Source organism: Micromonospora sp. ATA51, from assembly GCF_016802855.1.
GTDB classification, from domain to species: Bacteria; Actinomycetota; Actinomycetes; order Mycobacteriales; family Micromonosporaceae; genus Micromonospora; species Micromonospora sicca.
Genome location: NZ_JAEVHJ010000050.1, coordinates 17,569 through 28,800 on the forward strand (window position 1 = coordinate 17,569; position 11,232 = coordinate 28,800).

Consider the following 11,232-nt stretch of genomic DNA (forward strand, 5'->3'; position numbering starts at 1 on the left):
ATGATCGGAATCGCCGGACGGGCCACCCACGCCGAGCGGTTCCGGACGCACGCCGACGGGGTATGGATTTGATCAACCGAGAGAAAGGCCCCCGAGATGATCCTCCGCTCACCCCGTACGACCGGCCCCGTCCGCGCCGAGGGCGAGGTCCGGCGATGAGCGCCGTGCCGAACCCCGCCACCGTGGCCGGGTGCCGGCCGGCAGAAGATCGTCACGGCCTCCAGCGAGGAGGACCTGCCCGCCGCGCTCAACGACGTCCGCGACGACCTGCGGCGGCGGCTGAACGACGCCAAGACCCGGCAGGAGCCCCGGCACAACAAGCACCTGCGGGACAACGGCCGGCCCGACAGCGGCCCCGACCAGGCCGAAGAGCCGGACGAGCTGCCCGCCGCCGACCCGGACCGGGCCCGGGCGGAGAGCATCTGAGACGGCCCCGCCCCGTCCGCGCGTTGCGGACGGGGCGGGCGGGGGCTACCGCCGGGTAGCTTCGCGGCGTACCGTCGCGTTCGTGGAACCCGACGTGCTGGGACCGCCGTACGAGCGGCAGACGATCGACCTGGGCACCGACGGCGAGGGACCGGTCGTCGCGACTCTGATCCGCCGCCGGGCCGACCGCCCGACCGGGCGGGCGGTGCTCTACGTGCACGGCTTCGTCGACTACTTCTTCCAGACCCACGTCGCCGACTTCTTCGCCGAGCGCGGCTGGGACTTCTACGCCCTCGACCTGCGAAAGTACGGCCGCAGCCTGCTGCCGCACCAGACCCCGAACTTCTGCCAGGACCTGAGCGAGTACTTCCCCGAGCTGGACGCCGCCGCGAAGATCATCCGCGAGGACGACGGGCACGAGACCCTGCTCGCCATGGGCCACTCCACCGGCGGCCTGATCATCTCGCTGTGGGCGCACGCCCGCCGCGCGGACGGCCTGGTCGACGGCCTCTTCCTGAACAGCCCCTTCTTCGACATCAACGCGCCCTGGCTGGTCCGTCGGCCCCTCGCGGCCGCCGTCTCCCGGCTGGGCCGCAGGGCGCCGCACCGCATCCTCCCGTTCGGGCTCGGCACCGTGTACGGCGAGAGCCTGCACGCCGACCACCGGGGTGAGTGGAGCTACGACCTGACCTGGAAGCCGCTCGCCGGGTTCCCCGTGCGGGCCGGGTGGCTCAACGCGATCCGCACCGCCCAGCGCCAGCTCCGCGCCGGGCTGGAGATCCCGGTGCCGGTGCTGCTGGCCTGCTCGACCCGCAGCTTCCGCGGCACCAGGTGGCACGAGTCGGCCACCCTCGCCGACGCCGTGCTCGACGTGGAGCACATGGTCCGCTGGGCGCCCCGGCTCGGCCGGCACGTCACGCTGGCCCGCTTCGACGGCGGGCTGCACGACCTGACGCTCTCCAGCCCCGCCGTACGGGAAAAGGTCTTCACCGAGGCCGGGCGGTGGGCGGAGGCCTTCCTCGGCGCCGGCCGACCCCCGGCGACGCCGGACGGGCGCCGGCGGCCCGGCGGCCGGTCGACGACCGGGCCGGTGCGACCGCCGAGGGCTGACCCTCAGGCGCCCGGCGACACCGCGGCGAGCACCGCCCGGATCCGGTCGAAGGTCGCGACCCGGTGGCCGCCGCCGCCGCCGGGCAGCACCAGACCCAGACAGTGCACCCCCAGGTCGCCGCCGGCGGTCTCCTCGACGCCGAAGACCGGGGCACCGACGTAACCGTCGGGCAGCTCCGTGGTGACGCGGATGTCGTCACGTCGCGGACCAGCCGCTCGATGACCACCTCCAACGGCCGCGACCCGTCCGTGGCGACGCCGAGCGCGAGCACGAACGCCGACGCGGGGGCAGTGCCGATCCGGGCGACGGCGTCGGCGGGCGCCGCCACCGCGTCGGTCACCGGCTGCGTCCGCCACTGCCAGCCTCGGTCCCCGGCGTACTCGTGCAGATCCTTGGCGAGCATGGCGGCGAGCCCGACCTCCGGCCAGCGGACCCACTGCGCGGCGAAGTCCGCCAGCAGGATCCCGTCTGACGCCGCCCCCGGCGGCTCGGTCACGCTCGGCCGCACACCGATCTCCCCGTACGGTGCCCGGGTGATCGCGTCCGCGGTCAGCAGGTACTCGCGCACCAACTGCCTGCCGTCCGTGGCCGTGACCAGCTCGGTGAAGAAGAACGCCGTCCCGAAGCCCCGGGCGGCGGCACCCGGCCGGTCGAGCTGGCCGACCGGCAGGATGGCGCGGCCGAGGAGCTTGCAGAGCTCGGAGGCGATGTCGTTCTCGGTTTCCGGGTCGAGCAGCATGAGGCCGAGGGTACGGATCATGGCGGCCGCCCGTCTGCCGACCGGGGTAACCCGGGTGCCACCGAGGGGTGTGCCGTGCGACGCTGATCGGCGACGTGGCCGCGACCACCCGTTCCCCCGGTCGCCGGGGAGGCGGCGGTACCCTCTTGGCGCGACACCCACGACGCGCGCCCGTAGCTCAGCGGATAGAGCAGGGGACTTCTAATCCCAAGGCCGCAGGTTCGAATCCTGCCGGGCGCACCACCGTCTCCTACCGGTCAGCGCTGCTTGCCTGCGGGCAGGGAAGTCGCTGATCAACGAACAGGTGTGAGTTGGTTGCCCAACAGTGCCAGCAAGGCGGCGTGCGTCTGATGATCGGCCGCCACGACGAGCCCGCCCACGCCGGTGTGCAGCGGTTGTCCCTCGATGCCGGTCACCACGCATCCCGCGGCCTGGCACAAGGCGATCCCACTGGCGAAATGCACGCTGTCCCGTAGGTCGCCATCGGTGACGTATGCGGCTCGTCGGCCGGCTGCCACCCAGGCCACCGCCAGGGTGGTGGACACCACGCGTGGGCGGAACCGCTCGACGAACCCCGTGTCGGCGAGCAGCCGCACAGCCCGGAAGCGGGGAGCGTTCGGAAACGGCGGATCGAGGTTGACATCCACCAACCGCGACTCGGCCGACGGCCTGAGCTGCTCGTCCACACCGTCGCGGCGCACGTGTGCGCTGGTGCCGTCAGTCCAGAACACCTCATCGGCGAACGGGTCAGCTGAGACCGCCACGGTGACTGTCGAACCCGTCCGCAGCGCGACGTTCACCGCGACCAGCATGTTGCGCACGGCATAGTTCAGCGTGCCGCACAGGGGATCGACCAACCACATCCGCTCCGCGGCGCTGGCGCCCGTGCGTCCACTCTCCTCACCGGTCACGGCATCCTCCGGCCGCGCGGAGCGAAGAACGTCGAGGACCGCATTCTCCGCTTCGATATCGGCAGCAGTGGCGAAGTCACCCGCGGACTTCTCGAAGCGCGTCAGCGAGGCCCCGTACCTGGCCCGCACGACAGCAGCTCCCGCTTGCGCTGCCGCGATAGCCACGTCCTGGTCGGTGATCAGCATGCGCGCAGGATAGACGGCGGCCGCGAGGAGATCCGCCTCAGCGCCGCCAACCATGCCAGCCATCCATTGGTTCGCGGTTCAGTCACCTGGTGCTGGTCATCGACGCCGAACGAGCATCGCCCCGCCGCTTGTCGATCAGTTCCTCGACGTCGGAGGGCACGTTGATCGCGCGCGCACTCCCGTCAGCTCCGCAGGTCCCGGCCACTCCCGGCGTGCGTTCCCCGCAGGAAGTCGAGCAGCAGCGGATTCACCGCCTCAGGGCGCTCCAGGCTGGGCAGATGACCCGCCCAGTCGAGTTCGAGGTGCCGGGCGTCGGCCAGTTCCCTCGACAGGCGGAGCGCGATCTGGCGGAAGTCCGGCAGGTCGTGGTCGCCGGAGATCAGCAGGGTGGCGGCGGTGATGTCGGCGCGGTCGAACTCGGGCCGGAGCTGCGGGAACTGCTCGACGGCGGCCAGTTGCACGTCGAAGGCGCGCCGCTGCATCTCGCGTACCTTCTCCCGGGTCGCCTGGTCGGCGTGCGGGCCCAGCAGCGTGTCCACGTTGAGGTCGGTCGCTTCGCTGACGTCCCCGGCTTCCAGCAGTGCGTCCTCACGTTCGCCGAACGCCCGGAGTTCGGCGCTGGGCTCATGCCCGGCCAGCGCGGTGCAGAGCAACGCCAGCCCCGTGACCCGGTACGGCCACCGGGCGGCGATCTCCAGCGCCACCCGGCCACCGCCGGACGACCCGACCAGCGCGAACTCCTCGGCGCCGAGCAGGTCCAGCAGCTCTACGACGTCCTGCGCGTTGTTGTACGGCCCGTCGGGGACGGGCGAGTCGCCGTAGCCCCGCATGTCGCTGCGTACCACTCGAAAACCGGCGTCGGCCAGGATCGGCAGCTGCGGGTCCCACATCCGCCGGTCGCAGGCCGTGGAATGCAGCAGGACCACGGTCGGGCCGCTCCCGGCCACGTCATGAGCAAGTGTCACCGGCTCACCCTAGGGGTGCGGCTCCCGGCGCACACCCGCATTTCGCTCGCGCTCCGTTCGACGCAGCGACAGGTCCACGTCTGGTCCGACAACGGTCAGATCCGCTCGTAGACGGAGACGTGCTGCCGGCTGGCGGCAGTGAACGGGCTGTAGTCCCAGTCGTTCCAGCGGTCCCGCAGCCGCATGCCGGCCAGCCGCGCCATCAGGTCCAGCTCGGCCGGCCAGGAACTCCACAGCCGGAGTGGTCGGGAGAGTTCCGATCGTCGTACTCGTGGGCGTACCGGTCGAAGAACGCCGCCGTAATTCCTCCGGTCAGGCCGCCGGCGTCCACACCCAGGGCGTGGTGGTGCTGACCTCGTGCAGGCCGAGCCGGCGCAGGATGGGACAGCTGTCCAGCGGATTCCGGCAGCCGGATCAAGGGGTTTTCCGGCCCGGACCGCCCCGCCGGCGAGCGGTCACGTCGGCCGGTGCGACTAGTCTCCGGCATGGTGACAGAGCTGGATCTTCGGCTGGCCGACGGCCGCACGCTGCACGCCTACGACACCGGCGGGGAGGACCGGCTCGCCGTCGTCTGGCACCACGGCACCCCGAACCTCGGCGCGCGCCCGCGCCCCTGTTCGCGGCGGCCGACCGGCTGGGCATCCGCTGGATCTCCCACGACCGTCCCGGGTACGGCGGCTCCACGCCCCTCCCCGACCGGGACGTCGCCTCGGCCGCCACCGACGTGGCCGCGGTCGCGACGCCCTGGGCGTCGACCGGTTCGCGGTGCTCGGGCACTCCGGCGGGGGTCCGCATGCCCTGGCCTGCGGCGCGCTCCTGCCGGACCGCGTGCTCGCCGTGGTCAGCAGCGCGGGCCTGGGCCCGTACGGCGCCGACGGGCTGGACTGGTTCGCCGGCATGGTCCCCTCCGGTGTGGCGTCGCTGCGTGCCGCCGCGGCCGGGCGCGCGGCGAAGGAGAAGTTCGAGGCCTCCGGCGTCGAGTACGACCCGGCGTTCACCCCGCCCGACCTGGCCGCCCTGGCCGGCGAGTGGTCCTGGTTCGACAGTGTCGTCGGTCCGGCGATCCAAGCCGGCCCGGGCGGGCTGATCGACGACGACCTGGCGTACGTGTCGCCGTGGGGATTCGACCCGGCGCGGATCACGGCGCCGGTGCTGCTGCTGCACGGCGGCCGGGACGGGGTCGTGCCGGCGGCGCACGGCGAGTGGCTGGCGCGGATCTGTCCCGGCGCGGAGCTGCGGCGGTACCCGGAGGACGGGCACATCTCCGTGCTCACCCACGCCGAGTCGGCCCTGGAGTGGCTGCGCGGCCGGGCCGACGCGGCGGGCGCCGCGGACCGTCGGTAGCAGGCGGACGATTTGTGGCGCGGCGGCGGCCGTGGGACCCGGCCGCGCGCGCCGCGCCCGGTGCGGACGCGGATCGCGACGCCGCACGGATGACCGGGGGGAGGGTCATCCGTGCGGACGCCGCGGTGCCGGCACCGGGCGGTGGAGGGGGGTGCCCGCCCGGTGCCGGAGGTCAGTTGGTGGGCGGAGCGGTCCGCTGGTGGCCGCCGGGCGCCTCGGGGCGTTCCGTCTTCGCCGGGGTCGGACGGGTCTGCGGCTGGCCGGTCGGGTGGCTCGGGGTGGCCGTGGGCCGGGCCTTGCCCTTCTCGGTCGCCAGCAGCGTGTCGCAGTACGCGGCCACCTGCTCCTTCGCGCCGGCGGTGGTGATCAGCACCCGGAACGCCGGGTTCTCCAGTGCCTTGCCCGGGTTGTCACCGGCGCCGGCCCGGTAGGCGCGGCAGAGGCCGGCCAGGTTCGGCGACGGGGAGCCCTTCGCCTCGGCCGGCGAGCCCTTGCCCTGGTCGGCCTTGTCGGCGGGTTTGCCGGTGGCGTGGGCCGCCGGCTTCGCGCTCGGCGCGGTGAGCGGGTCGGGCAGCGTGCCGGTCGCGGCGGCGAGCGCCACGCCACCGGTGGCGGCGACGGCGAGCGCCGTGGCGCCGACCTTCAGGGTGAGGAGTTTCGCGAGGGCGGTCTCAAGCATCGAGCAGCTCCGTCTGGGGGATGGAAGTACGGACGTGCCACCCGGCGTGCCTCCGGTGCAGCGGTGTCCCCGGCGGGGGGTGCCGGGAACCGGGACGTACGCACGCGGTGACCCACGGCCGGGCGGGTGCGGCCGGCCGCTGCCGCGGACCGACGCCGACGCCGCTGAGTGATCAGTCGGCGACGCCCCAGGTCAGCTGGTCGAAGAGTTTGTGCGTTCATCTCGTGCCCCTCAGCGCCGGGCCTCCACCAGATGTCACACCGTCACGGTGGGATGGCCGCCCCACGACGGGCGGCGACGGAAGCCGGGGCGACGGCAGCACCGACGCGCTGGGAGGACGCGGTCATGACCAGGCCCAGCGACGTACGTCACCTCGTCGGCGGCGGGCGCGGAACCCCGGCCGGCCGGCGGACACGTATGCTGCCCGCGTTCGCACGGGGGGCTGGGAGAGTGGCATGAAGCGGTGGCGCGGTGTGACGGCGTGGGCCGCCCTGGTCATGGTGGTGCTGGCGGGGTGCGGCACGCCGGCCGGCACGGACGGCGACCTGACCGACGACTGGCGTCCGGTCGGCAAGGTCGAGCAGTTCACCCCGAAGGTGGGCGACTGCCACCTGATCGCCGAGCCGAGCAGCTACCTGACCAGCTACCAGCCGGTGGAGTGCGGCCGGGCGCACCTGGTGGAGACCATCCACCTCGGCACCTTCACCGGTGCACTCGCCGAGCGCCCGACCCCGCCACCGGTCGGCTCCGCCGCGATCCGTCCCGCGTTCGCCGACTGTGACGCGAAGGCGACGGCGTTCGTCGGTGGCGACTGGCGGGGGGCCCGGCTGTCGGTGCAGGTGGTGCCGCCGTCGCCCCCCGGCTGGACGGGTGGCAGTCGGTGGTACCGCTGTGACCTTTTCGAACTGGACACCGTGGACGGCGGCACGTTCCGGGATCACCCGAACGACCATGCGATCCAGCACACCGGCAGCCTGCGCGACGCGCTGAAGCGCCCGTCGCCGCTGGCGTTCGGTTGCCTGACCGAGGACCGGTGGGGCAACTTCCAGCAGGTCGGCTGCGCCACGGCCCACCAGTTCGAGTACGTCGGCGCGTGGACCGTACCGGACGGCCGGTACGCGGACGCCGGCCGGCACCAGGAGTCCATTCACGCCGGGTGCCGCACCGTCGTCGCCCGGTACGCCAAGGTCCCGGTCGACCGGATGCTGCGGTACCGGACGGGGACGTCGTATCAGTTGCCGTCGGAGGAGGCTTGGGCGCGCGGTGACCGGGGGGTGCGCTGCTTCTACTGGTCGAGCGGGAAGAAGGTCACCCGGTCGATCAAGGGCGGCGGCACGAAGGCGCTCCCGGTCAACTGACCGGCACGGTGGCCGGAAACGGGGTCAATCCGAACGCGGCGAACACCGCCCGATCCTGGAAGACGACGTTCCGGCTGATCCGGCCGCGGTCGACGGTGAGGACCTGCAGGGTGTGCGGGACGTACGCGTTCCCGTCGCGCACGTACGCGGCCAGCGCGGGTTGGCCGTTGGCGGCGGTGGGCAGCATCCGCCAGTCGGTGCCGCGCATGGCGAAGACCCGGGCGATGAACCGGCCGTAGCGCTCCCGGCCGGCATACCAGTTGAGCACCGGGGGCATCTCCAGCACGGCGTCGGCGGTGAGCAGCCGGGTCAGCGCCGCCACGTCGGCCCGCTCGAACGCCGCCACGTACCGGTCCACCAGCGCCCGGCGGTCGGGGTCGGCCGGTTCGGCGACCTGTTCCTCCCGTACGGCGACCGCGCCCAGCCGGGCGCGGGCCCGTTGCAGCCCGCTGTTGACCGCGGCCGGCGTGGTGGCGAGGGTCTCGGCGACCTCGGCGGCCGACTGGCCGAGCACGTCGCGCAGGATCAGGATGGCCCGCTGCCGGGCTGGCAGGAGTTGCAGGGCGGCGACCAGCGCGAGCCGCAGGCTGCCCCGGGCGACGACCACGGTGGCCGGGTCGAGCAGCGCGTCGGGGACGGGCTGCAACCAGGGCACCTCCCCCACCACCAGGTGACCGTCCGGGTCGGGGTTCGGCGCGACGAGGTCCGACGGCAGCGGCCGCCGGGCCCGGCCGCGCAGCGCGGTGAGGCAGGCGTTGGTCGCGATCCGGTGCAGCCAGGTCCGCAGCGAGGCCCGGTCCGGGTCGTACCGGTCGAAGGCCCGCCAGGCCCGCAGCAGCGTCTCCTGCACCAGGTCCTCGGCCTCGTGCACCGAGCCGAGCATCCGGTAGCAGTGCGCCAGCAGCTCCCGCCGGTACGGGCGGGTCCGCCGGTCGAAGTCCTCGCTGATCACGGTCACCGGTCCGTCCCTTCCGATCTGCCCTGCACATACCTACCGGCCCGGTCGCCGGAAGTCATCGCCGGCGGACCGATGAGTTGCCGCCCGACGCCGAGTAGGTACCGGCGAGGCCCACACCACGGAAGGACGACCATGACGAACACCGGAACCATGCACCTTCGCGACGACCGGGCGGTACGCGAGGTGCTGCACGCCCTCGTCGCCGCCTGGGCGGCCAACGACGCCGATGCCTTCGCCGACCGCTACGCCGACGATGCCACGGTGGTGCTGCCCGGCGGGGTGTTCCACCAGGGCCGGGAGGAGGTCCGCCGGTACCTGGCGGGCGCCTTCGCCGGCCCGCTGCGGGGCTCCACCTCGGTGGACGAGCCGGAGAGCGTCCGGCTCGTCGGGGACGACGCGGCGGTGGTGGTCAGCCGCAGCGGCTTCCTGCTCCCCGGCGAGGAGACGCTCCCCGCCGACCGGCTCCGCCGCGCCACCTGGGTGCTGACCCGACGCGACGACGGGTGGCGGGTCGCGGCGTACCACAACTGCCCGGCCTGACCGAGCCTCCGGCCGCCCACCTCGAGGCGGGCGGCCGGAAACCGGATGACGGCCGCGCCGCCGCCGTCCACCATCGACGGATGCCACATCATCGACCGGCCGAGCCGGACATCCGGCGGTACTACACCGAGGTCTACGCCGAGGCGGAGCGGCTGCACCGCGCCCCGCAGGGACGGCTGGAGTCGGCGCGTACCCGGGACCTGCTGTCCCGGCTGCTGCCCGCGCCACCGGCCTCGGTGCTCGACGTCGGCGGGGGCCCCGGCGCGTACGCGGCATGGCTCGCGGCGGCCGGCCACCGGGTGCATCTGGTCGACCTGGTGCCGGCGCACGTGGCCGCCGCCCGGGACGCCCACCCGGAGATCGTCGCCAGCGTGGGCGACGCCCGGGACCTGCCGCTGCCCGACGACTCGGTCGACGCGACCCTGCTGCTGGGTCCGCTCTACCACCTCACCGACCGGGCGGACCGGGTGACCGCGCTGCGCGAGGCGGCCCGGCTGACCCGGCCCGGCGGGCCGGTGATCGCGGCGGTGATCAGCCGCAACGCCGCGCTGATGGATCTGACCCGGCAGGGTGTGGTGGACGAGCGCACCCGGCCGAGCCTGCTCGCCACGTACGCCAGCGGGGTGAACGACCCGGAGACCGGCTTCACCACCGCCTACTTCCACCGCCCGGAGCAGGTGGTGGACGAGTTCACCGCGGCCGGCCTGCCGACCCCCGACCTGTACGGGGTGGAGGGACCACTCTGGCCGCTGCTGGACGCGCTGGACGTCGGACCGGACGACCGGCTCTTCCGCGACGCGATCGACTGCGCGGCGGCGTTCGAGCGGGACCCGGCGGTGATCGGGGCCAGCTCGCACCTGCTCGCGGTCGCCCCCGCCTGACGCGTCGCGCATCCGAAGCGGCGCGCCGAGCGGGCCGGCGGCGATCAGCTCGTCCACCACGTCGGGCGGCAGGTCGAGGGTGGCGGCCAGCCGCAGCGCGTCGCCGATCCCGGCGAGGGCGAGGCCCAGGGTGGGGCTGCGGACCAGCTTGGCGGCCGCGCGGCATTGCGCACCGACCCGGCGACGTCGGAACGCGCCGGCGACGCGCCGCGTACCGAAGGTGACCAGTTGCCGCACAACATGTTATTCTCCGGCGTCGATCTACGCCGTGCGGACCCGACCGGGTCGCTGCCGGAAGGACACCTCCCCCGATGCCGGTCGCTGCCGCCCCGACCTCGCCGCCGTCCTTGTGGGACCGGCCGGCGGGCGGCGCGTTCGACCTCGTCTTCACCACTCTGCCGGCGCTGCTCCGGCTGACCTGCGGTCTGGTCGGCGCGGTGGCCGCCCTCGCGGTCCGGACGCCGCCCGTGCGGGTGGCCCTGCTGGTCCCGGTGGTCGCCACGCTCACCGCCTGGTCGGTCTGGTACGCCGTCCGGGCCCTGCGGCCCGGCGTGACCGGGCCGCTGGCGGCCGGCGACGTCGCGCTCACCACCGCGACCTGCCTGCTCATCCCGTGGCTGGTGGCGCCGGACGTGCTGCCCGGTGAGGGGAGCTGGATCGCGGTGCTGGCCAGCACCACCGTGATCAACGCCCAGGCCACCGCCCCGGCCCACTGGTCCATTCCGGCCGGGCTGCTGGTCACCGCCGGGTACGTGGCCGGCGCGGCGGACGCCGGCAACGTCGTCGAGGCGCGCGCGCACGCCGCCACGCTGCTGGTGCAGACCAGCTGCGCGGCGGTGATGACGGCGGTGATGCGGCGGCGGATCGGTCACGCCGACCGGGCCTTCGCCGACCACCAGCGGCTGGCCCGGGCGGCGGTGGTGGCCCGGACGGCCCGGGAGGCGGAGCGACGGCAGAACCGGGACCTGCACGACACCGTGCTGGCCACGCTCACCATGGTCGGGCTCGGTGCGGTCGCCGGCCCGTCGGCCGCGCTGCGCGACCGGTGCGCGGCGACCTGCGTACCCTCGCCGCCCTGGCCGACGCCCGGTCGGCGCCGGCGGCGGGACGACCGGGCTGGACGACCGGCTGCGG

The 11,232-nt window shown here is 74.1% G+C and carries 9 protein-coding genes, 1 tRNA gene and 3 pseudogenes; 8 read left to right on the plus strand and 5 right to left on the minus strand.

What is annotated here, in order from left to right:
* Positions 1-192 precede the first annotated feature (192 nt).
* From JNW87_RS11270 to JNW87_RS11280, 3 genes and pseudogenes are all read left to right on the plus strand, one after another.
* Positions 193-426, plus strand: a pseudogene (locus JNW87_RS11270) (HPF/RaiA family ribosome-associated protein); the annotation flags it as partial.
* A gap of 82 nt (positions 427-508) precedes the next feature.
* Positions 509-1,516, plus strand: a pseudogene (locus tag JNW87_RS11275) (alpha/beta hydrolase); the annotation flags it as partial.
* Between the two features lie 927 nt (positions 1,517-2,443).
* Positions 2,444-2,519: transfer RNA gene (locus tag JNW87_RS11280), tRNA-Arg, on the plus strand.
* Positions 2,520-2,569: 50 nt separating this feature from the next.
* Here JNW87_RS11280 and JNW87_RS11285 read toward each other — a convergent pair.
* The 3 genes from JNW87_RS11285 to JNW87_RS39395 form a co-directional block, all read right to left on the minus strand.
* Positions 2,570-3,373, minus strand: a complete 804-nt coding sequence (locus JNW87_RS11285) for an inositol monophosphatase family protein (RefSeq protein ID WP_109799786.1) — start codon at positions 3,371-3,373, stop codon at positions 2,570-2,572.
* 182 nt (positions 3,374-3,555) lie between these two features.
* Positions 3,556-4,338, minus strand: coding sequence for an alpha/beta fold hydrolase (locus JNW87_RS11290; RefSeq protein ID WP_109799777.1), 783 nt, complete (start codon positions 4,336-4,338; stop codon positions 3,556-3,558).
* Between the two features lie 202 nt (positions 4,339-4,540).
* A complete protein-coding gene (locus JNW87_RS39395; RefSeq protein ID WP_255543734.1) occupies positions 4,541-4,669 on the minus strand; it encodes a hypothetical protein in 129 nt (42 codons plus the stop codon).
* Positions 4,670-5,103: 434 nt separating this feature from the next.
* Here JNW87_RS39395 and JNW87_RS11295 point away from each other — a divergent pair, with 434 nt between their 5' ends.
* On the plus strand, positions 5,104-5,682 hold the full coding sequence (locus JNW87_RS11295) for an alpha/beta fold hydrolase (protein WP_238453627.1): 579 nt from the start codon (positions 5,104-5,106) through the stop codon (positions 5,680-5,682).
* A gap of 172 nt (positions 5,683-5,854) precedes the next feature.
* On the opposite strand, the gene JNW87_RS11300 is transcribed toward JNW87_RS11295, so the two are convergent.
* On the minus strand, positions 5,855-6,361 hold the full coding sequence (locus tag JNW87_RS11300) for a hypothetical protein (protein ID WP_109799775.1): 507 nt from the start codon (positions 6,359-6,361) through the stop codon (positions 5,855-5,857).
* Positions 6,362-6,816: 455 nt separating this feature from the next.
* Here JNW87_RS11300 and JNW87_RS11305 point away from each other — a divergent pair, with 455 nt between their 5' ends.
* Positions 6,817-7,719: a septum formation family protein gene (locus JNW87_RS11305; protein ID WP_109799774.1), complete on the plus strand. Its 903-nt coding sequence runs from the start codon at positions 6,817-6,819 to the stop codon at positions 7,717-7,719.
* Here the strand turns inward: JNW87_RS11305 and JNW87_RS11310 are convergent.
* Positions 7,712-8,677: a sigma-70 family RNA polymerase sigma factor gene (locus JNW87_RS11310; protein WP_238453628.1), complete on the minus strand. Its 966-nt coding sequence runs from the start codon at positions 8,675-8,677 to the stop codon at positions 7,712-7,714. The genes JNW87_RS11305 and JNW87_RS11310 overlap by 8 nt on opposite strands.
* A gap of 132 nt (positions 8,678-8,809) precedes the next feature.
* Here JNW87_RS11310 and JNW87_RS11315 point away from each other — a divergent pair, with 132 nt between their 5' ends.
* The 3 genes and pseudogenes from JNW87_RS11315 to JNW87_RS11325 all read left to right on the plus strand — a co-directional run.
* Positions 8,810-9,217: an SgcJ/EcaC family oxidoreductase gene (locus tag JNW87_RS11315; RefSeq protein WP_161557746.1), complete on the plus strand. Its 408-nt coding sequence runs from the start codon at positions 8,810-8,812 to the stop codon at positions 9,215-9,217.
* Positions 9,218-9,297: 80 nt separating this feature from the next.
* A complete protein-coding gene (locus JNW87_RS11320; RefSeq protein ID WP_109799784.1) occupies positions 9,298-10,098 on the plus strand; it encodes a class I SAM-dependent methyltransferase in 801 nt (266 codons plus the stop codon).
* A gap of 311 nt (positions 10,099-10,409) precedes the next feature.
* Positions 10,410-11,232: pseudogene (locus tag JNW87_RS11325) on the plus strand (ATP-binding protein); the annotation flags it as partial.

Excerpts from the sequence above, each read along its gene's own strand:
- JNW87_RS11305 (WP_109799774.1), top strand. The coding sequence starts at position 6,817 with ATGAAGCGGTGGCGCGGTGTGACGGCGTGGGCCGCCCTGGTCATGGTG.
- JNW87_RS11285 (WP_109799786.1), bottom strand. The coding sequence starts at position 3,373 with ATGCTGATCACCGACCAGGACGTGGCTATCGCGGCAGCGCAAGCGGGA.
- JNW87_RS11315 (WP_161557746.1), top strand. The coding sequence starts at position 8,810 with ATGACGAACACCGGAACCATGCACCTTCGCGACGACCGGGCGGTACGC.
- JNW87_RS11300 (WP_109799775.1), bottom strand. The coding sequence starts at position 6,361 with ATGCTTGAGACCGCCCTCGCGAAACTCCTCACCCTGAAGGTCGGCGCC.
- JNW87_RS11320 (WP_109799784.1), top strand. The coding sequence starts at position 9,298 with ATGCCACATCATCGACCGGCCGAGCCGGACATCCGGCGGTACTACACC.